Raw genomic sequence first — 22,733 nt, 5'->3', positions numbered from 1 at the left:
CGAAAAAGTCCGATTTGCGTGCGCGACTGATATTTGCGATCTGGTCGCATCAGGGCGGGATATCAGGAGGAGCACTTCTATGCGCTGGAACGTGATGATTTTGGCGTCTTGCCTCGTAACCACCGGCTGCGTGGGCAATTCAGCGTCCGAGCGGCAGGACGCCAACGTCGAGTCCTCGCTGCAATATGACAGCGTGCCATGCGATCAGTTGCTGTCGCGGCGCAACGGATTGGCGCAGCAATATAGTCTCCCCACGACCGCCAAGCCGACTTTTTCCAATCCTGCCATGGGTTTTGGCCCGTTCACGCCCGACATGCGTTCCAAGGCTCAACGCGACAGCGACAAGGCGTCAGGCGAAATCGATGCCATGAACCGGTCGATCGATCGCCGCGACTGCGGCAAACCGGACAAGCAGAAGAAGTTCGCGCTGCCTGGCTGATGCGTGTTGCCCAAATGAAGCTCTCGGACTTCGGCGACCGCATCTGTATCCTGGGCCCGTCGAACAGCGGCAAGTCGACGCTTGCCGACGCGATCGCGCGCAAGCGTGGCCTGACACCCATTCATCTTGATCTGCTCTTTCACCTGCCCAACACGGATTGGCTGCAGCGTCCGAGGGACGAATTCATTGCCTTGCATGACGCAGCGATCGCCAGCGAACGGTGGGTGATGGACGGAAATTACTCGGTTTGCATGCCGCAACGCTTCCAGCGCGCGACCGGATTGATCCTGCTGGACATTTCCACCCCGGCAAGTCTGCTGCGCTATTTCAGGCGTACCTTGTTCGAGAAGGAGAGACGCGGAGCCTTGGAGGGTGGGCGCGACAGCATCAAATGGGACATGATCCACCACATTGCCGTGACCACGCCGAAAAACCGCTCAAGATACCGGGCGACGTTCGACCAAGTCAACCTGCCGAAGCTGCAACTGTCGTCGGTCCGGGCGATCAAGAAATGTTTTCAGGACTGGGATTTGGCCAGGTGACGAGGACGTCTGGCTAGAGCAATTCCAGGAAAAGTGCGTAGCGGTTTTCCGTCCGGAATTGCGTAAAAACAAAGAATTAGAGCGGGTCGGCGATTCCATAAAACGCTGAACCGCTCTAGTATCCTGCTTTGCGGTCCACCAGATTGTCGAGCCTTTCGCCGCGTTCGAAAGCGTCCATCTGGCGCAGCATGAGCGGCGCCAGATGGGCTGGATCGGAAGTCGCCGCGGCATGCGGCGTCACGAACACCTTCGGGTGGTTCCACAACGGGCTGGTCTTCGGCAGTGGTTCCACCTCGAACACGTCGAGGCTCGCCTCCTTCAGCGTGCCGTCATCCAGCGCGCGCACGATGTCGGCGTCCTTCTGCAGGCGGCCGCGTCCGGCATTGATCAGCACCGAGCCGCCGAGGCCGTTGCGTTTCCTCAATTCCTTCAGCACGCCGTAGTTGACGATGCCTTGCGTGTCCGGCGTCAGCGGCAGAAGCACGACCAGAATGTCGGTGGCGTTGAGGAATGGGATCAGCCCGGCTTCGCCGCCATACGTCGCCACCGCTTCCATTGGCCGGTCCGTGCGCGACCAGCCATTGACCGCAAAGCCCAGCGACAGCAGCGCCGAGGCTGCCGCGCGGCCGAGACTGCCAAGTCCCATGATGCCGACGGAAATGTCACCGGCCGGCCTCTGCTGTGGCTCGTGCCAGATCTTCTTTGGCTGCTGCGACCGGTAGAGCAGGCCCTGGCGATGGTGATCGAGCACCCGCCAGACGACGTACTCGGTCATGTACTGGGTGAGGTTGTCGGCGACGACCTTGACGATCGGCACGTCGGGCAGGCCGGGATCGGCGAAGATATGGTCGACGCCGGCGCCGATCGAGAAGATGGCGCGCAGATTGGGCAGCGACGACATCAAATTGGGCTTCTGCTTCCACACCACCGCATAGGTGATCGAGGGATCCTTGGGGCCGTCCGGTTCCAGCACCACCTCGCGCTCGGCCGACAGCAGGTCGCGCCAGCGCTGCGGATGAAAGCCGGTGACGGCAAGCAGGATGCGGCCTTTTTCCATCGCGGTTCGTTCAGTCCTTCCTTGTGCGGATCACTCGCTGACCACGCCTGTCGGCGCTGTCTCGATCTTGAAAGCGGCCGAGATCAGAGCCCGAGTATAGTCGGTTTGCGGATTTCCAAAAATCTGTTCGGAAGGGCCGGCTTCGACGATCTGGCCGTTGCGCATGACGATGACGTCATTGGCCAGCGCCCGGATGACCTTGAGGTCGTGGCTGATGAAAAGATAGGCGAGGTCGTGCTTGGCCTGCAAATTGCGCAGGAGATCGACGACCTGTGCCTGCACGCTCATGTCGAGCGCCGATGTCGGCTCGTCCAGCATGACGAAGCGCGGGTTGAGCACCATGGCGCGGGCGATGGCGACACGTTGGCGCTGGCCGCCGGAAAACTCGTGCGGATAGCGGTTGCGGGTCGCCGGATCGAGCCCGACTTCCTTCAGCACGGCGGCCACCTTGTCGTCGCGCTCGTCGGGCGACAGCTTTGGCTCGTGGATCTTAAGCCCTTCCTCGATGATCTCGGCGATCGACATGCGCGGGCTGAGCGAGCCGAACGGATCCTGGAAGACGATCTGCAATTCGCGCCTGAGCGGTCGCATGGCGTTGAAGGTGAGCTGGTTGATGTCTCGGCCGTTGAACTGGATCGTCCCGGTCGACGAGATCATGCGCGCCAGTGCCAGGCCGAGCGTCGTCTTGCCCGAACCGGATTCGCCGACCACGCCCAGCGTCTGGCCGGCGCGCACGGTGACGTCGATGCCGTCGACCGCCTTCACATGATCGATCGTGCGCCGGAAGAACCCCTGCTTGATCGGAAACCAGACCTTGATGTCCTTGCCGGTCATGACAGGCTTGGCGTCGGCATTGGCGGCCGGCGGCTTGCCTTTCGGCTCGGCGGCCAGAAGATGGCGCGTATAGGGGTGCTGAGGGTTGGCGAAGATGTCCTTGGTCGGTCCGGTCTCGACGATCTTGCCCTTGGTCATCACGCAGACCCGGTCGGCGATCTTGCGCACGATGCCGAGGTCATGGGTGATGAACAGCATCGACATGCCCTTGCGGCTTTTGAGGCCCGCGAGCAGTTCGAGGATCTGTGCCTGCACCGTGACGTCGAGCGCGGTCGTCGGCTCGTCCGCGATTAACAGTTCCGGCTCGTTGGCGAGCGCCATGGCGATCATGACGCGCTGGCGCTGGCCGCCGGACAGCTGATGCGGATAGGCGTCCAGACGCTTCTGCGGATCGCGGATGCCGACCTCGTTGAGCAGGGCCAACGTGCGCGCCTTGGCCGGACGGTCGCCCATGCCTTGATGCAGCTTCAGGATTTCGACGATCTGGTGCTCGATCGTGTGCAACGGATTGAGCGAGGTCATCGGCTCCTGGAAGATCATGGTGATCTTGTTGCCGCGCACCTGGCGCAATTGCTTCTCGCTCATGGCGAGCAGGTCGGCACCCTGGAACAGGATCTTGCCTGAGGGGTGGCTGGCGCTGGGGTAGGGCAGCAGCTTCAGCACCGATAGCGCCGAGACCGATTTGCCGGAGCCGGATTCGCCGACCAGCGCCACCGTCTCGCCCCTGGCGATGTCGAACGAAATGTGGTCGACGGCGACTGACTGGCCGCCGCCCTGGCTGAAGGCGACGCTGAGGTCCTGCACGCTGAGCAAGGGAGCATCGCTCATTTGAACGTCTTGCGCGGATCGAAGGCGTCGCGCGTCGCCTCGCCGACAAATACCAGCAGCGACAGCATCAGCGAGATGACGACGAAGCCGGAAATGCCGAGCCAAGGCGCGTTGAGATTGCGCTGCGCCTGCTTGAGCAGTTCACCGAGCGAGGCGGAGCCGGGCGGCAGGCCGAAGCCGAGATAGTCTAGCGAGGTCAGCGTCGAGATCGAGCCGCTCAGCAAAAAGGGCAGGAAGGTCAATGTCGCCACCATGGCGTTGGGCAGCAGGTGCCGGAACATGATGGTGCGGTTGGGCACGCCGAGCGCGCGCGCCGCGTTGACATATTCGAAGTTGCGGGCGCGCAGGAACTCCGCCCGCACCACCCCGACCAGCGCCACCCAGGAAAACAACAGCATCAGGCCGAGCAGGATGAAAAAGCCCGGCGGCAGGATGGCCGCAACGATGAGCAGCAGATAGAGCACGGGAATGGCCGACCAGATCTCGATGAAGCGCTGGAACAGCAGATCCGTCCAGCCGCCGAAATAGCCCTGCAAGGCACCGGCGCCGACGCCGATCAGCGCCGAACCAGCGGTCAGGATCAGGCCGAACAGCACCGAAATGCGGAAGCCGTAAATGACGCGCGCCAGCACGTCGCGCGCCTGGTCGTCGGTGCCGAACCAGTTCCAGTTGCCGACATTGCAGGCCGGGTCATCGGCTCCTCGTGGATATTGGTTGCAGCGCGTCTTGGCGTCATATTCCCATGATGGCTTGGCCGGCGCTGCTTCCGGAATGGCGTTATTGACGGTCTGGTAGGAATAGCGGATCGGCGGCCAGATCATCCAGCCATGGGCGTTGATCTCGTCCTGGATAACCGGGTCGCGGTAATCGGTGACGGCATAGAAGCCGCCGAATTTTTCCTCGGGGTAAGCGACCATCACCGGGAAAAGGATCTCGCCCTTGTAGGAAGCGATGATCGGCTTGTCGTTGGCGATGAATTCGGCAAACAGCGACAGCACGAACAGGACGAGGAAAATCCACAGCGACCAGTAGCCGCGCCGGTTGGCTTTGAAATTCTGCAGGCGGCGCTTGTTGAGCGGCGACAGGAACGGCCGTGGGAGCCGCTCCGGCAAGACACCGGCGGTTACGCTTGCCTCCGACATCAGATGTCTCTCCGCTCGAAATCGATGCGCGGATCGACCCAGGTGTACATCAGGTCGGACAGGAGCCCGACGAACAGGCCAAGCAGCGAGAAGATATAAAGGTTGGCGAACACCACCGGATAGTCGCGCTCGACCACGGACCGGAAGCCGAGCAGGCCGAGCCCGTCGAGCGAAAAGATGTTCTCGATCAGCAGCGATCCCGTGAAGAAGGCCGAGATGAAGGCACCCGGGAAGCCGGCGATGACGATCAGCATGGCGTTGCGGAAAACGTGCCCATAAAGCACCTGCCGTTCCGACAGGCCCTTGGCGCGCGCCGTCACCACATACTGCTTGCGGATTTCCTCCAGGAAGGAGTTCTTGGTCAAAAGCGTGGTCGTTGCGAAGGCCGACAACACCAGCGCCGTCAGCGGCAGCGTCATGTGCCAGAAATAATCGACGATCTTGGCCGGCCACGACAATTGGTCCCAATTGTCCGAGACGATGCCGCGCAACGGGAACCAGTCCCAGAACGAGCCGCCGGCGAACAGCACCATCAAAAGGATGCCGAACAGGAAGCCTGGAATGGCATAGCCGACGATGACGACGCCACTGGTCCAGACGTCGAAGGGCGTGCCGTCCTTCACCGCCTTGCGAATGCCGAGCGGTATCGAGATCAGATAGGACAATAAGGTGATCCAGAGCCCGATCGAAATCGATACGGGCATCTTTTCCAGGATCAGGTCGAGCACCGAGATATCGCGGAAATAGCTGTTGCCGAAATCGAACCTGGCATAATTCCACAGCATCATGCCGAAGCGCTCGAGCGGCGGCTTGTCGAAACCGAACTGCTTCTCCAGCTTCTTGATGAATTCCGGATCGAGGCCTTGGGCGCCGCGATATTTCGAGCTGACATCGCCGGCGACATCGAAATTGGAGCCGCCTGCATCGCCGCCACCACCGCCGAGGCGGTCGCTGCCGCCCTGGTTGGTCAGTTTGGCGATGACCTGCTCGACCGGCCCGCCAGGCGCGAACTGGATAACGGCGAACGATATCGCCATGATGCCGAACAGGGTCGGGATCATCAAAAGGATGCGGCGCAGTATATAGGCGCCCATCAGGTGTTATCCTCCTCGAGGAGAGCCACCGCGCCTTGCGGCACCCGCAAGGCAATCGCTCCGGGCCAAATGTCGACCCGGGCGCCGCCCCTCATTGTCCTGCCGGACATTTCTCCCCGTATAGTGACGGGGAGAAAGGGGCTGGCCGCAGTCTCGGCGTTCTTAATGCGACTCTCGTAGTTGGCGAAACCGTTGGTGAGAGCGCCCCTCGCCCCGTCGCTATACGGGGAGAGGATGCCGGCAGGCAGGTGAGGGGCAGCGCCAACACCCCCAAGGAATTCAGCCTTTGCCAATTTTTGCCGCCTTGCCTTTATCGAACCACCACAGCGTCTCGACCGGAAAGCCGTAATCGGGCTTTTGCTCGGGAAAGCCGAACATGTCCCAATAGGCAACGCGATGATTCGCCAGGAACCAACTAGGAATCCAATCGCATCGCGCACGCAAGACCCGGTCGAGCGCCCGCATCGCCACGGTCAGGTTTTCACGGTCCTTTGCCGCGCCCACGGCATTGATCAGCGTGTCGACAGCGGGATCGGAGATACCCGGCAAGTTGCGGGAGCCGGAGACGCCGGCGGTGCTCGAATGGAAGAAGACTTCGAGATCATCCCGAGTCGGCGTCGCGCTGAACGAAAAGGCAGCAGACAAGAGGTCGAAGTCGAAACTCGCCTGCCTGGACTGGTATTGCGCCGAATCCACCAACCGTATCGTGGCGTCGATGCCGATCGCCTTCATGTTGGCGACCCAGGGCGAATAGACCTGGACGAAGGTGTCGTCATCGACCATGAACTCGGCTGAAAGCCGGCCTCCCTTGTCGTTAACGACAAAGTCGCTTGATCGCTTCCACCCGGCGGCGGACAGAAGTTTTGCCGCTTGGCCAAGCAGCTTGCGGTCGCGACCGGAGCCGTCGGATGCGGGCTGGGTCACTGCCTCGCCGAAGACCTCTGCCGGCAACTGGCTTCGCAGCGGCTCCAGCAGAGCCAGTTCTTGCGGCGACGGTGTCCCTTCGGCGCGAAAGTCCGATTTCTCGAAGCAGGATTGCGAACGCTCGTACGAGCCGTAGAAAAAGTTGCGGCGCGTCCACTCGAAATCGAAACATAGCGCGAGCGCCCGCCTCACCCTAGGGTCGCGAAACTGCTCTCGCCGCTGATTGACCGCGGTGGCCTGCATCGAGGGTCGCTTTTCGGCCGGGAATTCATGCTTGGCCACTTTGCCCGCGGTCATTGCAGGGAAGTCATAGGCGGTGGCCCAAACGCGTGACACGAATTCCTCGCGATAAGTGATCTCACCCTTCTTGAAGGCTTCGAATCCGGCGTTGCGGTTCTGGTAGAACTCGATGCGGATACGATCGAAATTGTTCTGGCCGCGATTGAACGCGAGGTCACGACCCCAATAGTCCGCCACCCGATCGTACTCGATCCATGCGCCGGCCGAGAAACGCCCGACCTTGTAGGCGCCGGAGCCGAGGGGCGGGTTCAATTGCGAGGAATCGAAGGGATTTGCCGTGTAGAAGGCCTTGGACAGGATCGGGAATTCCACCACGTTGAGCACGGTCCGGGCGGATTGCTTGCCGGAAAAAGTAAGCCGCAGTGTGCGGTCATCGACGGCAACGGCATCGACCATGTGCGTCAGCGACAGCGATAGCTCGGGATGGCCCTTCTCCTTATAGAGCTTGAAGGTGAAGGCAGCATCCTGCGCCGTCAGCGGCGTGCCGTCATGGAAACGCGCCTCGGGTCGAAGCGAGAAGGTGAAGCCATTGCGGTCGTCGGAGAGCGTCACGCCATCCGCGATCTGGCCATAGACCGCGTCAGGTTCATCGAGCGCCCGCACCATCAGCGCGTCGAAACACATCTCCATGCGTGGCGGCGCATCGCCCTTGTTGGCGAAGGAGTTCAGCGTGTTGAAAGTCTGCGTATCCTGGTTGTAACCCCAATTCGGCGGCGAGAAATTGAAGATGCCGCCCTTGGGCGCGTCGACTTTGACATAGTCGAAATGTGGGAAATCAGGCTTGTATTTGAGGTCGCCGAAGGCGGAAAGGCCGTGCAGCTTGGTGCCGGTCGCAACGTTTGCAAAGGCTTTGCCCGGCATCAGCGCTGCGGCAGCGGCAGCGCCGCCCAAAGCCAGGAAATCGCGGCGGGGCAGGGCCGCCATCAATTGCCGCCCCATCAATTGCCGCCCTTGTATTTGGCCGCCAGCGCTTTTTCCTTGTCCGGGTCGATCCACCAGGAATCGATGTCGGCGCCGACATAGGCAGGCTGCTTGTCGGGGAACTTGAACTTGTTCCAATAGGCCAGCCAGACCGCTGAACGGTAATATTGCGGCACGACGTAGAAGTTCCACAGCAGGATGCGGTCGAGTGCGTGGGTGGCGGCGACGAGATCATCGCGATCGGTGGCGTAGATGATGCGATCGACCAGCGCGTCGACGACTGGATCCTTGATACCCATCAGGTTGCGCGAACCAGGCGCATCGGCGGCCTTGGAACTCCAGAAATCGCGCTGCTCGTTGCCGGGCGACTCCGACTGGCCGAACAGACCCGTCACGACATCGAAATCGAAATTGTTGACGCGGTTGATATACTGCGTCTGGTCGATGATGCGCAGGGTAGCGTTGACGCCGATCTTGCGCAGGTTGGCGATATAGGGGCTGGCGATCACCTGGTCTGTTTCGTTCCAGCCGAGGATCTCGAACTTGAACGGTGCGCCTGTCTTGGCGTTGAGCATCTTGCCGCCCTTGATGATCCATCCGGCCTTGGCGAAGAGATCGACGGCCTGCTTCAGATACTTTCGTTCCGCTTGCGGCGAGTCGTAGACGGGCAGCTTGAACTCCTGAGAGAAGAGTTCTGGCGGCAGCTTGTCGCGATACTTTTCCAGGATTTCCAGTTCCTTGCCCTGCGGCAATCCGCTGGACGCCAGTTCGGTACCTTGGAAATAGCTCGATGTGCGTGTGTTGAAGCCGAAGAACAAGGTGCGATTCATGCTCTCGAAATCGAAGGGTATGGTCAATGCCTCGCGGACCAGTCGGTCCTGGAACAGCGGCCGCCTCTGATTTAGCACAAAGCCCTGCATCGGCTGCGGCGACCGGGTCTGGAAGTCCTTCTTGATGACGTCGCCAGCCTGAATGGCCGGGAAATTATAGGCTGTAGCCCATTTGCGGGAGCTGTATTCGCGGTTGATGTCTTCCAGCCCACCCTTGGTGAAGGCAAGCCAGGCGGCATTGTCGTCGAGAATGTAGGTGTATCGGCGCGTGTTGAAATTCTCGCGGCCGATCTTCACCGGCAGCTTGGCCGCCCAGTAGTCGGGCACGCGCTGCCAGACGATCTCCGAGCCCGGCTTGAAGCTGGCGATCTTGTAGGCAGCCGAACCGAGCGGAACTTCCAGCGTCGGCCTGGTGACGTCGCGCTTCTTCCCGTTGGCGTCCGTGCCTTCCCACCAATGCTTAGGCAGCACGGCGAGATCGCCAAGGATCTTCGGCAGTTCGCGGTTGCCCTTCTGGTTGAAATGGAACTCGACCTCGCGGTCGGAGATCGCCACCGCATCGGTGACGTTCTCGAAATATCGGCTGTACTGCGGGCTGTTCGCCTTCAGCACCTGGAACGACCAGATCACGTCGTCGACGGTAATCGGCTGACCATCATGCCATTTGGCGCGGGGGTCGAGCCGGTAAGTCGCCGAGGAATAGTCGGCCGGGTATTTGTAGGCGTCGGCGATCAGAGGATGGCTGACGCTACCCTCATCGGTCGCCTGCTCCATCAGCGTGTCGTAGAGCAGGCCGCCGCCGAAGCCGACAAGACCCGCCGCCGGCGATCCCTGGACGACATAGGGATTGAAGCTGTCGTAGGTGCCAAGCAGTACCGAATTGAGAGTGCCGCCCTTGGGGGCATTCGGATTGACGTAGTCGTAGTGCTGGAAATTGTCGCCATATTTGGAGTCGCCGATCAGCGATGAGGTGGTCCGCCACTCGTCAGCCCGGGTCGCCTGCAACCCCGCCGCCAGCAGGGCCACGACCAGCATCGACCTCAGAAGCGTTCGGCCAACCGTCATGCATTATCCTCTCGCTATGCGTGCCAGCTCATCCAGAAGGGCGATCCTAGATGATTTGACGCTCATGAAAACCGCCATGCGCGGCTTTGTCGCCGCATCAGGCATTTTCCCAACAAAAAGCCGGGCTGAACCCGGCTTTTTCAAGATCGTCGCGATAATAATCAGGTTATTTAGCGGGCGCCGGTGCAGCAGGAGCTGGTGCTGCCGGAGCGGCAGGTGCCGCAGGCTTGGCCGGTGCGGCGCCGTCAGCCGGCTTCGCCGGGGCGGCTCCATCGGCCGGCTTGGCGGGCGCGGAGGCGTCTGCGGCGGCGCCCGGTGCCGGCAGCGGCTTGGGATTGTCCGACAGCGTGCGCAAATAGGCGATGACGTTGGCACGGTCCTCGTCCTTGGGCAGGCCGGCGAAGCCCATGGCCGTTCCCTTCACGAATTTCTTTGGCGAGGTGATGAAGTGGTTGATGTTGTCATAGGTCCACTTCTCGGTGCCGCCCTTGGAGAATTCCTTCATGCCGGCCGAATAGGCGAAGCCTTCATGCTCGGCGACCGGGCGGTCGACGAGGTCCCACAGATCGGGGCCGACCTTGTTTGGGCCGCCCTTTTCGCCGGAATGGCAGGCCTGGCACTTCTTGAACACGGCGGCACCCGCCTCGACATTGGCGGTGGCCAGCAGATCGGCGATCGGCTTGGCCGCGGCGGCCGGCGTTGCAGGGCCGCCCTCTGCCGGCTCGGCGGCCTCGATGGCGAAGCCTGGTTTTTCCGGAGCGGGCGAGGCAAACAGCGCGTCAGACACCAGGCCGACGGAGAAAACGACGAAAACGGTTCCGAGCAATCCGGCGAGCAGCTTGTTGACTTCGTTGGAATCCATACGCCCCTTGCTCCCTTTTCCGGCGGACTGATCCGTCCACTCCGTCCGTCGGTATCGAGACCAGCCCTCCAGAGCCGGTCAAATCGGGCGGAAACTAGGTCTTTTGCTCGGGCGTTGCAACACCTATAAGGGCGCTTCCAGTGAGACCTTTTGCCACTTTTCCCCTCCTCTTTTCGAACGCCTTGCCAGACCGATGTCCACCTTGATCCTGATCCCGGCCCGCATGGCCTCGACACGCCTGCCGGGCAAGCCGCTGGCCGACATATCGGGCGCGCCGATGATCGTTCATGTGGCGCGCCGCGCGGCCGAGGCCGGGCTTGGCCGGGTGGTGGTGGCGACCGACACGCAAAGCGTGGCCGAAGCGGTGCGGGCGCATGGTTTCGAGGCCGTGATGACGCGCATGGATCATGAGTCGGGTTCGGATCGCATCCACGAGGCGTTGATCGCTCTTGATCCCTTGGGCAAGGTCGAAACGATCGTCAATGTGCAGGGCGACCTGCCGACCATCGATCCCGGCATCATCGCAGCCTCGCTCAAGCCGTTCGACGACCCTTCGGTGGATATCGCCACGCTCGGCGTCGAGATCGTCCGCGAGGGGGAAAAGACCAATCCTAACGTCGTCAAGATCGTCGGGTCGCCGCTCACCGGCACGCGGTTGCGGGCGCTTTACTTCACCCGCGCCACGGCACCCTGGGGCGAGGGGCCGCTCTATCACCACGTCGGCCTATACGCCTATCGACGCGCGGCACTCGAGCGTTTCGTCGCGCTGAAGCCGTCGCCGCTTGAGCGCCGCGAGCGGCTGGAGCAGCTGCGGGCCCTGGAAGCCGGCATGCGCATCGACGCCGAGATCGTGCAGTCGCTGCCGCTTGGTGTCGACACCCCTGAAGACCTGGACCGTGCCAGGCAAATCCTTTCCAACTGAGATATCAGCATGCCTGAAAAGACCAATAGAATATCCTTCCAGGGCGAGCCCGGCGCCAATTCCGACACCGCCAGCCGCAACGTCTATCCCTCTATGGAGCCGTTGCCGTGCCCGACCTTCGAGGACGCGTTCAATGCCGTGGAGACCGGCAAGGCCGATCTTGCCATGATCCCGATCGAGAACACCATCGCCGGGCGCGTCGCCGACATCCACCACCTTCTGCCGGAATCGAAGCTGCACATCGTCGGCGAATATTTCCTGCCGATCCATTTCCAGCTGATGGTGCTGCCGGGCGTCAGGCGCGACGAGATCAAGACCGTGCACACCCACATCCACGCCCTCGGCCAATGCCGCAAATACATCCGCAAGAACGGGTGGAAGGGAGTAGTCGCCGGCGACACGGCGGGCGCCGCCAAGATGGTCTCCGAGGTCAAGGACCGCACCATGGCCGCGCTGTCGCCGGCGTTGGCAGCGACGCTCTACGGGCTCGACATCATCGAGGAGAATGTCGAGGACACCGACAGCAACGTCACCCGCTTCGTCGTCCTGACCAAAAGCAAGCAATGGGCCGAGCGCCCGTCACCCGACGTCAAGATGATGACGACCTTCATCTTTCGCGTCCGTAACGTGCCGGCCGCGCTCTACAAGGCCATGGGCGGCTTCGCCACCAACGGCATCAACATGACCAAGCTCGAAAGCTACCAGCTCGGTGCCTTCACGGCGACGCTGTTCTACGCCGACATCGAGGGCCACCCCGACGATCCGCTGGTCAAGCTGGCGCTCGACGAGCTGCGGTTCTTTTCGCGCGAAGTGCGGATCCTCGGCGTCTATCCAGCCAGCGAGTCACGCGAGCAGTGGAAGGTGGCGGATTGAGCTACCAGCCCAACGGCACGTAGTCGATCTCCATGAAGGTCTCGACCTCCGGCACCCAGCGATCGCGCACGAAGGCGACATGGTCGGGATGTTCGTTGTACCTGGTGTAGGCGGCCTGGTCGGCGAACTCCATCGAGAAGCCGAACTGATAGTCGTTCTTGGGGCTGACCTGCCGCAATTGCTCGAAATGCGTGACGCCCCGGATCGCCGACAGGATTTTCCTGGCGTCGACGAGGAACCGCTTTTCCTCCAGCGAATGCGGTGGGTGCTTCAGCGTGAAGACGACGGTGTGACGGATCATTTGTCTCTCCTGCAATGACTTCGATATCGTTATTCGCTGTCGACCCAGGCGCGGATGAGGTGGTGCGCGATGGCGCCTTTCGGCGGCGTGACCAGATTGTCGGGGTGCGTTCGGTCCAGCATCAGGCGCACCTCGTCGCGCAAAAACCAGCGGCAGTCCTCCAGTTCGTCGAGATCGGCCTGGATGTCCTCGTTGAGCGGCTCGCCGAAGCATCCGATCATCAGCGAATAGGGGAACGGCCAGGGCTGGCTGGCGTGGTAGACGACGCGGCCGAGCCGGATGCCCGCCTCCTCCAGCGTTTCGCGGCGCACCGCCGCCTCGATCGTCTCGCCCGGCTCGATGAAGCCGGCAAGCGCCGAATACATGCCCGGCGCGAAATGCCGGCCGCGCCCGAGCAGGCATTTCTCCCGCGTCGTCGTCAGCATGATCGCCACCGGGTCGGTGCGCGGAAAATGCTCGGTGCCGCAATTGGGGCAATGCCGCTTGTAGCCGCCGGCCCGCATCTGCGATTGCGTGCCGCATTTGCTGCAGAAGCGGTGGCTGGCGTGCCAGGCAAGCAGGGCGGCGCCCTGCGCCATCGCGCCGGCGGCCGCTTCGTCGATCAGCCCTTGCATATAGACCGAGCGGTAATCGATCGCCTTGACGGTTTCGGGCAGCTGTTCGGCATCGACGCCTGCCAGCACCGCCAGCACCGGCCCCTGTTCGGAAAAGCCGAGCAGCACGCCCTGGTCGACAGAAGGGCTGAAGGGCTCGCTTTCGGCGATGCCGAACCATGGGTCGAGGCGGCCGCCCTCGCCGGGCTTCAGCAGGAGCCTGCCGCCATTCATCAACAGCAGCCGCGTCGTCGGATCGGCCAGCGCCTTGTCGACCGAATCGTCGGCGCGGTTCTCGGATTGCCGGTCGATCGTGTTGCCGGCAAAGCCGACGAACTGGCTCGGCTCGCGCACGGGCGCGTCAAACAGGCGGAAGGTCATGTGGACTCTGGTGCTTTGGGATGGACACGCTTGGGATGGACACGGCAAGGCTTATAGCGCTGCCCTTATCGTTTCGGCAAACCGGCGCAGGTCGGAACGCTGATAGGGCTCGCGCAGGCCATGCCCCCAGACTGGGCCGGGCCAGCCGGGATCGCCCTCGGACCGTGCGATGATGTGGACATGCAGTTGGCGCACGATGTTGCCGAGCGCACCGGTGTTGATCTTGGTGCAGCCGCTCACCTTCTTCAGCGCCTGCGCCACCATATTGGTCTCGAAGGTCAGCATCGCCTGGTCGAGCGGCGTCATGTCGTGGATCTCCTCCGCACCCGGCCGCTGCGGGACCAGGAGCAGCCATGGCCAACGGCGGTCGTTCATCACCCGCAATTCGCACAGCCCCAGCCACATCAATTGCTCGCTGTCGGCCTCCAGCCGGGCATCCAGCGTGAATCCGGCCTTCAGGCCCGGCAGCATCGGCGTTTCCCTTGCTTTTCTTGGTTTCCTCAAACCATGAACGCTAAAGCGGCTGCACCGGTGCTGCAAGCGAATCTGGTGGTTCGCGGTGCCGATTTGCCTGCGCACTTGCATTTCGTCGCGCAATTGCCGATATGGACAGCGGGAGGTTGGTGGTGGACGATCCACTCGCCAACCGGGTCAGGTCCGGAAGGAAGCAGCCCTAACGAGCCCGGAACGGGTCATTGTTCCAGCCTCCCACCTCATCGGCCCTCCTCGCGACATTGACGACGCATTGCAGCGCGGGCGAGACTATGCGCAGGAATCGGCGCCTGTGGGCGCGGCATTTTGGAGCTTAACGGGCGAATGAGCGAAGCCGGAAATTCGGGGGCCGATAGTCTGGCGACGGGCAAGGCCGCTGCCTACCGCGTGCTGGCGCGCAAATACCGTCCGTCGAATTTTTCCGAACTCGTCGGCCAGGAGCCGATGGTGCGCACCCTCACCAATGCCTTTGCCACCGGCCGCATTGCCCAGGCCTGGATGCTGACCGGTGTGCGCGGCGTCGGCAAGACCACCACCGCGCGCATTTTGGCGCGTGCCCTGAATTATAAAACCGCCACCACGGATCAGCCCTCGGTCGACCTCGCCGTGCTTGGCGAGCACTGCCAGGCGATCATGGAAGGCCGCCATGTCGACGTCATCGAGATGGACGCCGCTTCGCACACCGGCATCGACGACATCAGGGACATCATCGAGCGCGTGCGCTACGCGCCGGTCTCGGCCCGCTACAAGGTCTACATCATCGACGAAGTGCACATGCTGTCGACGCAGGCCTTCAATGGCCTGCTGAAGACGCTGGAAGAGCCGCCGCCGCACGTCAAGTTCATCTTCGCCACCACCGAGATCCGCAAGGTTCCGATCACCGTCCTGTCGCGCTGCCAGCGATTCGACCTGAGGCGCATCGACGCCGGCGCGCTCGTCTCGCATCTCTCCTCGATCGCCGGCAAGGAAGGCATTTCGGTCGACGACGACGCGCTGGCGATGATCGCGCGCGCTGCGGAAGGTTCCGCCCGCGATTCGCTCTCCATTCTCGACCAGGCGATCGCCCATGGCGCCGGCTCGGTCAGCGCCGAGGCCGTGCGCGCCATGCTGGGGCTGGCCGACCGCGCCCGCATCGTCGATCTGTTCGAACATGTGATGAAGGGCGATGTGGCGGCAGCCCTTGGGGAGTTTCGCGCGCAATACGATACCGGCGCCGATCCGGCCGCCGTGCTCACCGATCTTGCCGAGTTCAACCATCTCGTCACCAGACTGCGCTTCGTGCCGACCGCGATGGACGATGCCTCGCTGTCGCAGGACGAGCGTCAGCGCGGTGCCGATTTCGCCCGGGCGTTGTCGGTCAGGGTGCTGTCGCGGACCTGGCAGATGCTGCTCAAGGGCATTCCCGAGGTGCAGTCCTCCAACAGGCCGGTCAGTGCCGCCGAAATGGTGTTGATCCGGCTGGCGCATGCCGCCGACCTCCCGACATTGGACGAGGCGCTGAGATCGCTGGAGAGCGGCGCCTCGGCAACTGGCGCCGCGCCGCGCCCGAACGGCGCGCCGATGAGCCCCGGCCCCGTGAATCCCGGCAATGGCGGCACTGGCGCCGGCGCCGTGGCGCAGGCGCGCATGCCTGGCGGCTCGGGCGGCGCGCAGACCATGCGGCTGGTCGAGGCCACGCCTACTCCGACTGCATTCGTCGCGCCCCCGCAGCCGGCGCCGGAGACGCAAGCCGTACCGCTGAAATCGCTGGCCGACATCGTTGCCCTTGCCGATGCGAAACGCGACATTGCCTTCAAGGTGCTGATCAAGAGTTGCATCCGCCTCGTGCGCATCGAACCGGGCCGCATCGACGTAAGCCTGACCGACGATGCGCCCAAGATGCTGCTCAACGACCTGACGACGAAGCTACGCGCCTGGACCGGCCGCAACTGGCTGGTGTCGCTGTCGAAGGAGGAGGGCGGCCAGACGCTGGCCGAGATGGAATCGACGAAGCGTGAAAACGCTTTCCTCGATGCCAGGAACGACCCGACCGTGGCCTCCATCCTGGCCCGCTTTCCCGGCGCCAAGATCATCGATGTGCGCATTCCCGACACGCCCGACGCCGACGCGAGCGAGGCCGAAATGCCGGTCGAGCCGCCGGCCGATGACGACGAACCCTGATATCCAGCACTAATCCGCAAAGGATCGGACCATGAAAGATCTTCTCGGCCTGATGGGCAAGGCGAAGGAAATGCAGGCCAAGTTCCAGGCCATGCAGGATGAGATTGCGACGGTCGAAGCCCTCGGCCAGGCCGGCGGCGGCCTGGTCAGCGTCACGCTGAGCGGAAAATTCGATATCAAGTCGCTGAAGATCGACCCGTCCTTGTTCAAGGAGGACGACGTCGAAATCCTCGAGGATTTGATTCTTGCCGCGCACAATGACGCCAAGGCCAAGGTCGAGCAGATCATGCAGGAAAAGACCAAGGCGCTGACCGCCGGCCTGCCCATTCCCCCGGGAATGAAACTGCCTTTCTGATGCACGTCGCCCAAAGCATGCCCACGGGCTCGACCCGAGGGTGCGCAGGCAACGATATGCATGAAGCAGAGACCGGCGCCCATGATCGACGAGCCGTCCGAAAGACTGATCGAGCAGCGTATCCGCAACAGGATCTACGAGATTCTGGAAATCCTCGCCGATTGCGACGCCGGTGTCGATCTCGTCGGCATCAAGGGCTACTTCAACCTGTTCGAGGATTTCGTGCATCGGCCGTCGATCGAGGCCGGCACGTCGGCGCTTTCAAGGGACGAACGCGCGATCGTGCTGGAAATCGCCGAATTCCTGGAGGCGGCCTCCGAAACAAATCCTGATTTCACCAAGGCCGAGTTCATCGACAGCGACTGGCCGGGCAAGATCGCGCCGACGGCCAGGGAGGCGCGGGCGCTGTTTCTCAGGCGCGGCCTGTTTTCAGAGAAGATCGAAGAGATCGAGCCCGGCCGGCCGGCAGCAATCGCCGCCGGGCAATAGGCCGTTTTGGAACGCATGGCGCGGTCTTGCCGGGAAAAGCACTTGGCGTTTCCCCAAGGGAATTGCGGCAAAACGAAGAGAGAACGGTCACCACCCGTGTGAAACGATGGCTCGATCTATCTGGAAAGCCTCGATTTTGTGTCAATTCGGCAACAGTATGCCGTTAATAACGTTTTGGCCATCATTTTGCCCGAAAGTGTCTCATTCTTGCCGCAGCCTGGGGGCGGGCGTTGAAGTGAGAGGGTTACCTGTTGATCGCGATGCGATGGAAGACGCCGCTGTTGCTCGGCGTCATTACGTCTCCCCTTTTCTTGGCCGCTTGCAGCCAGACAACCTCGCACGGCATGTCCGTCGCCAGCCTGACCGACGCCATCACGCCGAGCTTTCTGAGTTCGCGCGCCTACAGTCACACGCCGAAGGACAGGGAATGCCTGGAACGGGCGATGTTCTTCGAATCCAACCGGTCGAGCCGCGACGGCATGATCGCGGTCGGCACGGTGGTGATGAACCGGCTGCGCTCGGGCAACCATGGCAACACCATCTGCCAAGTGGTCGGTGAGCCGGGGCAGTTCGCGCCGGGCGTCATGACCAGATCGATGAATTCGCGCGCAATGCCCGATGTCGAAGAGGCCGCCGACGCCGTGCTCAAGGGCGAGCGCAAGACCAAGCTCAAGAACACGATGTATTTCCACACCGCCGGCCTGCGCTTCCCCTACAAGAACATGCACTACACCATGGTAGCCGGCGGCAATGCCTTCTACGAGAAGCGCGGCCGCAACTGGCAGCCGCTGCCGGATGAGCCGATGATTGCCTCGGCCGAGCAGCCGGCGGCGTTGCCGGGGGTACCCGCGACACGGGCATCCATCGAGACAGTGCGCCCGGCCAAGGCATCAGTTCGCAACGCTCCAGCCCAGCAAGTCTACATGACCGCCGCGGCGGAACCGGCGGCCAAGCCGGAGCCCGTCCGTACCGCCCCCGCGCAGCAGACCTATCTGACCGCGGCCGCGGCGCCGACGGCAAAATCCACGCGGGTCTCGGCGAAGCCGGTGGAAGTTGCCATGCAGGAGCCGATGGAAGAGCCGGATGCCGCCCGTTTTGGCGGAACCCTGAACAGCGGAACCTCGAACAAACAGGTCATCTCCTCGATCCAGGACGCTCCACAGGAAGCCTCGATGGGATTCCAGTCGACGCCTGAAAACACCGATGCCATAGGCGCGATGATTGTCAGCCAGGGCCGCCCGCTCGAAACAAACTAATTCTCGCATGGCAGCATGGCGAACCGTGCGTCGACGGGGGATGTTTCAAAGCGCTCTGAAAAATCCTAGATCAGAGCGATGTCCAAGCGAATCGCCGGTCCCGAGATCGAACGCCTGATCCAGCTCCTGGCCAAGGTGCCGGGGCTTGGCCCCCGTTCGGCCAGGCGCGCCGCGCTGCACCTGATCAAGAAGAAGGAACAGCTGCTTTCGCCGCTGGCCGCCGCCATGGGCGAGGCCGCCGACAAGGTGCGCATCTGCTCGACCTGCGGCAATGTCGACACCTCGGACCCCTGCATGATCTGCACGGACCCACGCCGCGATGCCGCCACCCTGATCATCGTCGAGGACGTCTCTGATCTCTGGGCGCTGGAGCGGGCGGCGGCGATGAACGTGCGCTACCATGTGCTCGGCGGCACGCTGTCGCCGCTCGACGGCATCGGCCCGGACCAGCTCAACATCCGCTCGCTGATCGATCGCGTCGCCGGCGGCGAAATCAAGGAAATCATCCTCGCCGTCAACGCGACGGTCGAGGGCCAGACCACGGCGCATTACCTGACCGATCAATTGTCCGGTTTCGAGGTGAAGATAACACGGCTGGCTCATGGCGTGCCGGTCGGTGGCGAACTCGACTATCTCGACGAGGGAACGCTTGCCGCGGCGCTGCGGTCCAGGACGGCGTTTTAACGTTATTGGTGGGGAAGGTGCATTCTATGGCCGTCATTCACCTGTCTGTGCCAGGCACCCCCCTCTGTCCTGCCGGACATCTCCCCCGCAAGGGGGGAGATTGGCAGCTTCGGCGTCGGCGAACTCCTTTCAACGTTGGTGATTGGCGAAAGCCGAGCCGACAGCCGATCTCCCCCCTTGCGGGGGAGATGTCCGGCAGGACAGAGGGGGGTGCGACGGAACGCGACTTTCGCAAATTCAGCCTTGCATTTTTTCTGGCTGCTCTAGTGGGGATGGTCCTCACCGTCCCCACCCACGCCGCCCCCATTGACGACCAGTTCCGCGCCTGGCTGCAAAACGACCTCTGGCCGGAAGCCAAAACCAAAGGCATTTCCAAAAACACCTTCGACGCCGCCTTCGACGGCGTGAAGCCCAATCTCAAGCTGCCGGACCTTGTCATGCCCGGCGAGAAACCCAAAACCCCGCAGAAGCAGCACCAGGCCGAGTTCGGCTCGCCGGGGGCCTATTTCGCCGAGAAGACCATCCGCGCCGTCACATCGGGCGGGCGGACGCGCGAGGCGGCCAATGCAAGGACGCTCGCGGCGATCGAGAAGCGCTATGGCGTGCCGGGAGAGGTGCTCTTGGCGATCTGGGGCCGCGAAACCGGCTTCGGCGCGGCGAAGATGCCCTACGACGCCTTCGAGGTGCTGGGCACCAAGGCGTTCATGTCGACGAAAAAGGATTTCTTCCGCACAGAACTGCTGGCGGCGCTGGAAATCGTCGAGCGTGGGCTGGCGCCGGTCGGCGCGATGAAATCGTCCTGGGCCGGCGCGCTCGGCCAGCCGCAATTCATGCCGACCTCGTTGCTCAAGCATGCCGTCGATTTCGACGGCGACGGCCGCGTCGACATCTGGAATTCGACGCCCGATGTGCTGGCCTCGATCGCCAATTATCTTGTCCACTACGGCTGGGTGAGGGGACGCGGCTGGGGTTTCGAGGTGATGGTGCCCCAGAGCGTCTCCTGTTCGCTGGAGGGCCCGGACCAAGGCAAAAAGATTGCACAATGGGCTGCCATGGGCGTCGAGCGCGTCGGCGGCAAGGCGTTCCCGGCAAGCGAGCTGAAGGCGGAAGGTTTCCTGCTGATGCCGGCCGGGCGCAGCGGTCCGGCCTTCATCGCGACCCCCAATTTCTACGTGCTGAAGCAATACAACACCAGCGACCTCTATGCGCTGTTCATCGGCCATGGCGCCGACCGCATCGCCCATGGCGATCAGAATTTTACCGGTGGCTGGGGTCCCGTCGGCGATCTCCACCGCTCCGACATTGCCGCCCTGCAGCGGGCCCTGGAAGCCAAGGGCTACGATGTCGGCAGCGCCGACGGCCTGCCTGGCTTCAAGACCCGCCGCTCGATCGGCAGATGGCAGGAAAAGAATGGCCAGGCCGCCACCTGTTTTCCCGATGCCGGCCTCGTCGCGGCGCTGAAATAGCTTCTAATTTAGCAGATTTTTTCTCGATCGGTGCCTCGATTGGCTGATGTATGCGTCGACACGCCCGCCCGCCATTCTGGTCCAATGAACCATCGCATAAATGCTCGTTGCCCACCGCTGGGTCGCCGGATATGCTGTTGACCAACTGGACAAAAACCACGACGTTAGTGGGGCAGAGGCTCTCGTCGAGCCTTGAAAGAACACCGTAACCCTGAGCCGGGAACTCAGGTCAACCAACAACAAAACAGGGAACAATCATCATGATGATGGAAAAGCTTGCTCTACGATCCCGTATCCTGCTTGCGGGCGCCGCCATGTCGGCGCTGCTTCTGGCCGGAGCGCCGGCTGGCGCGGTCACCCCCGCCGATACGCTTGTCGAAGGTTTTGCCATCGACGACATCATCTCGATGGATCCGGGCGAGGCGTTCGAGCTGTCGACCGCCGAAGTCACCGGCAACACCTATGATCTTCTTGTCCGCCTCGACCTCAGCGACACTTCCAAGGTCAAGCCCGATCTCGCCGAAAGCTGGACCGTCTCCGACGATGGCCTGACCTATACGTTCAAGCTCAAGCCGGGCCTGAAATTCGCCTCCGGCAACCCGATCACCGCCGCCGATGTCGCCTGGTCGTTCGAGCGCGCCGTCAAGCTGGACAAGAGCCCGGCCTTCATCATCGATCAGTTCGGCATCAGCGGCGACAACGTCACCGAGAAGGCCAAGGCGGTCGACGACACAACCTTCCAGTTCACCGTCGACAAGGCCTATGCGCCAAGTTTCGTGCTGAACTGCCTGTCGGCCACCGTCGCTTCCGTCGTCGACGCCAAGCTGGTCAAGGAACATGTCGCGGCGGTGACGCCGAGCGCCGACTACAAATGGGACAACGACTTCGGCAACGCCTGGCTGAAGACGGGCTACGCCGGCTCGGGCGTCTACAAGCTGCGTGAATGGCGTGCCAACGAGGCGGTCGTCATGGAGCGCAACGACAATTATTACGGCGAAAAGGCCAAGCTCGCCCGCGTCATCTACCGCAACATGAAGGAAAGCTCGGCGCAGCGCCTGGCGCTCGAAGCCGGCGACATCGACGTTGCCCGCAACCTCGAGCCGAACGACCTCGACGCCATCGCCAAGAATGCCGACCTCACCACCACCAGCGCGCCGAAAGGCACCGTCTACTACATCAGCCTCAACCAGAAGAACCCGAACCTCTCCAAGCCCGAGGTCCGCCAGGCCTTCAAATACCTGGTCGACTATGATGCCTTGAGCACGACCATCCTCAAGGGCATCGGCGAGATCCACCAGACGTTCCTGCCCAAGGGCGTTCTGGGCGAACTGGACGAGAACCCGTTCAAGCTCGATGTCGCCAAGGCCAAGGAGCTGCTGGCCAAGGCCGGCCTGCCCGACGGCTTCAGCGTAACCATGGACGTGCGCACCGGCCAGCCGACCACCGGCATGGCGGAATCCATCCAGCAGACGCTCGGCCAAGCCGGCATCAAGCTGGAGATCATCCCCGGCGACGGCAAGCAGACGCTGACCAAATACCGTGCCCGCAACCACGACATCTATATCGGCCAGTGGGGCCAGGACTATTTCGATCCGAACTCCAATGCCCAGACCTTTGCCTCGAACCCGGACAATTCGGATGCTGGCAAGTCGAAGACGCTGGCATGGCGCAATGCCTGGGACATTCCGGACCTGACCAAGCAGACGGAAGCAGCCCTGCTCGAGAAGGATTCTGGCAAGCGCGCCGACATGTACAAGGATCTCGAAAAGAAGATCCTCGACACCAGCCCCTTCGTCGTCATCCACCAGCAGTTGGAAGTCGCCGGTCTGCGCAAGAACCTCAAGGGCTTCGCGCTTGGTCCGAGCTTCGACACCAACTTCGTCGGGCCGGTCTCCAAGGAATAGCGTTCGCGGACACGCCCGC

Annotated in this window: 21 protein-coding genes and 1 other RNA gene; 12 read left to right on the top strand and 10 right to left on the bottom strand. The window is 62.5% G+C overall.

Annotated elements, in window-relative coordinates:
• Window positions 1-79: 79 nt before the first annotated feature.
• Window positions 80-439, top strand: coding sequence for a hypothetical protein (locus LB516_RS01995; protein WP_015314060.1), 360 nt, complete (start codon window positions 80-82; stop codon window positions 437-439).
• A 14-nt stretch (window positions 440-453) separates the two neighbouring features.
• Window positions 454-981: an AAA family ATPase gene (locus LB516_RS01990; RefSeq protein ID WP_140660614.1), complete on the top strand. Its 528-nt coding sequence runs from the start codon at window positions 454-456 to the stop codon at window positions 979-981.
• Between the two features lie 115 nt (window positions 982-1,096).
• Here LB516_RS01990 and LB516_RS01985 read toward each other — a convergent pair whose 3' ends face one another.
• From LB516_RS01985 to LB516_RS01955, 7 genes are all read right to left on the bottom strand, one after another.
• Entirely contained in the window at window positions 1,097-2,038 is a 942-nt protein-coding gene (locus LB516_RS01985; RefSeq protein WP_015314058.1) for a 2-hydroxyacid dehydrogenase, read from the bottom strand.
• A 30-nt stretch (window positions 2,039-2,068) separates the two neighbouring features.
• Window positions 2,069-3,700 carry an ABC transporter ATP-binding protein gene (locus tag LB516_RS01980; RefSeq protein ID WP_015314057.1) on the bottom strand — a complete coding sequence of 544 codons (1,632 nt, stop codon included), beginning with the start codon at window positions 3,698-3,700 and terminating at the stop codon, window positions 2,069-2,071.
• Window positions 3,697-4,842 carry an ABC transporter permease gene (locus tag LB516_RS01975; protein WP_015314056.1) on the bottom strand — a complete coding sequence of 382 codons (1,146 nt, stop codon included), beginning with the start codon at window positions 4,840-4,842 and terminating at the stop codon, window positions 3,697-3,699. Before LB516_RS01975 ends, LB516_RS01980 begins: the two co-directional genes overlap by 4 nt.
• Complete coding sequence (locus LB516_RS01970) at window positions 4,842-5,936, bottom strand: microcin C ABC transporter permease YejB (RefSeq protein ID WP_015314055.1); 1,095 nt, start codon at window positions 5,934-5,936, stop codon at window positions 4,842-4,844. The genes LB516_RS01975 and LB516_RS01970 overlap by 1 nt, the downstream gene beginning before the upstream one ends.
• Before the next feature lie 279 nt (window positions 5,937-6,215).
• Window positions 6,216-8,084 carry an extracellular solute-binding protein gene (locus LB516_RS01965; RefSeq protein ID WP_224718820.1) on the bottom strand — a complete coding sequence of 623 codons (1,869 nt, stop codon included), beginning with the start codon at window positions 8,082-8,084 and terminating at the stop codon, window positions 6,216-6,218.
• Between the two features lie 14 nt (window positions 8,085-8,098).
• Entirely contained in the window at window positions 8,099-9,976 is a 1,878-nt protein-coding gene (locus LB516_RS01960) for an extracellular solute-binding protein (protein ID WP_224718819.1), read from the bottom strand.
• 166 nt (window positions 9,977-10,142) lie between these two features.
• On the bottom strand, window positions 10,143-10,838 hold the full coding sequence (locus LB516_RS01955; protein WP_015314052.1) for a c-type cytochrome: 696 nt from the start codon (window positions 10,836-10,838) through the stop codon (window positions 10,143-10,145).
• A 193-nt stretch (window positions 10,839-11,031) separates the two neighbouring features.
• On the opposite strand from LB516_RS01955, the gene LB516_RS01950 reads away from it, so the two are divergent.
• Entirely contained in the window at window positions 11,032-11,760 is a 729-nt protein-coding gene (locus LB516_RS01950) for a 3-deoxy-manno-octulosonate cytidylyltransferase (protein WP_015314051.1), read from the top strand.
• Window positions 11,761-11,769: 9 nt separating this feature from the next.
• Window positions 11,770-12,633 (top strand): prephenate dehydratase, encoded by an 864-nt coding sequence (locus tag LB516_RS01945; protein WP_015314050.1) that lies wholly within the window; start codon window positions 11,770-11,772, stop codon window positions 12,631-12,633.
• A 1-nt stretch (window position 12,634) separates the two neighbouring features.
• Here LB516_RS01945 and LB516_RS01940 read toward each other — a convergent pair whose 3' ends face one another.
• Genes LB516_RS01940 through LB516_RS01930 form a run of 3 tightly spaced genes read right to left on the bottom strand, consistent with a single transcriptional unit; the run spans window position 12,635 to window position 14,379 of the window.
• A complete protein-coding gene (locus LB516_RS01940; protein ID WP_140878324.1) occupies window positions 12,635-12,934 on the bottom strand; it encodes a Dabb family protein in 300 nt (99 codons plus the stop codon).
• Window positions 12,935-12,963: 29 nt separating this feature from the next.
• Complete coding sequence (gene nudC / locus LB516_RS01935; RefSeq protein ID WP_140878322.1) at window positions 12,964-13,908, bottom strand: NAD(+) diphosphatase; 945 nt, start codon at window positions 13,906-13,908, stop codon at window positions 12,964-12,966.
• A gap of 51 nt (window positions 13,909-13,959) precedes the next feature.
• Entirely contained in the window at window positions 13,960-14,379 is a 420-nt protein-coding gene (locus LB516_RS01930) for an HIT domain-containing protein (RefSeq protein WP_015314047.1), read from the bottom strand.
• Window positions 14,380-14,523: 144 nt separating this feature from the next.
• Here LB516_RS01930 and ffs point away from each other — a divergent pair.
• The 8 genes from ffs to LB516_RS01890 all read left to right on the top strand — a co-directional run bounded on the left by ffs (window position 14,524) and on the right by LB516_RS01890 (window position 22,714).
• An RNA gene (gene ffs / locus LB516_RS01925) (signal recognition particle sRNA small type) lies at window positions 14,524-14,620 on the top strand.
• 104 nt (window positions 14,621-14,724) lie between these two features.
• Complete coding sequence (locus tag LB516_RS01920) at window positions 14,725-16,560, top strand: DNA polymerase III subunit gamma/tau (RefSeq protein ID WP_224718818.1); 1,836 nt, start codon at window positions 14,725-14,727, stop codon at window positions 16,558-16,560.
• A gap of 31 nt (window positions 16,561-16,591) precedes the next feature.
• Window positions 16,592-16,915: a YbaB/EbfC family nucleoid-associated protein gene (locus tag LB516_RS01915; protein WP_015314045.1), complete on the top strand. Its 324-nt coding sequence runs from the start codon at window positions 16,592-16,594 to the stop codon at window positions 16,913-16,915.
• Between the two features lie 81 nt (window positions 16,916-16,996).
• Window positions 16,997-17,404 (top strand): hypothetical protein, encoded by a 408-nt coding sequence (locus LB516_RS01910; protein WP_140614800.1) that lies wholly within the window; start codon window positions 16,997-16,999, stop codon window positions 17,402-17,404.
• Between the two features lie 251 nt (window positions 17,405-17,655).
• The gene (locus LB516_RS01905) at window positions 17,656-18,660 is read left to right on the top strand and encodes a cell wall hydrolase (protein ID WP_224718817.1); all 1,005 of its coding nucleotides are present in this window, start codon (window positions 17,656-17,658) and stop codon (window positions 18,658-18,660) included.
• Window positions 18,661-18,738: 78 nt separating this feature from the next.
• Window positions 18,739-19,344, top strand: coding sequence for a recombination mediator RecR (recR, locus tag LB516_RS01900; RefSeq protein ID WP_015314042.1), 606 nt, complete (start codon window positions 18,739-18,741; stop codon window positions 19,342-19,344).
• A gap of 188 nt (window positions 19,345-19,532) precedes the next feature.
• Window positions 19,533-20,810 (top strand): lytic murein transglycosylase, encoded by a 1,278-nt coding sequence (locus LB516_RS01895; protein WP_224718816.1) that lies wholly within the window; start codon window positions 19,533-19,535, stop codon window positions 20,808-20,810.
• Between the two features lie 260 nt (window positions 20,811-21,070).
• Complete coding sequence (locus LB516_RS01890) at window positions 21,071-22,714, top strand: ABC transporter substrate-binding protein (RefSeq protein ID WP_224718815.1); 1,644 nt, start codon at window positions 21,071-21,073, stop codon at window positions 22,712-22,714.
• Window positions 22,715-22,733: the final 19 nt, after the last annotated feature.

This window comes from Mesorhizobium sp. CO1-1-7 (assembly GCF_020164885.1).
Taxonomy (GTDB): domain Bacteria; phylum Pseudomonadota; class Alphaproteobacteria; order Rhizobiales; family Rhizobiaceae; genus Mesorhizobium; species Mesorhizobium australicum.
This window is presented reverse-complemented; position numbering and strand designations above follow the sequence as displayed.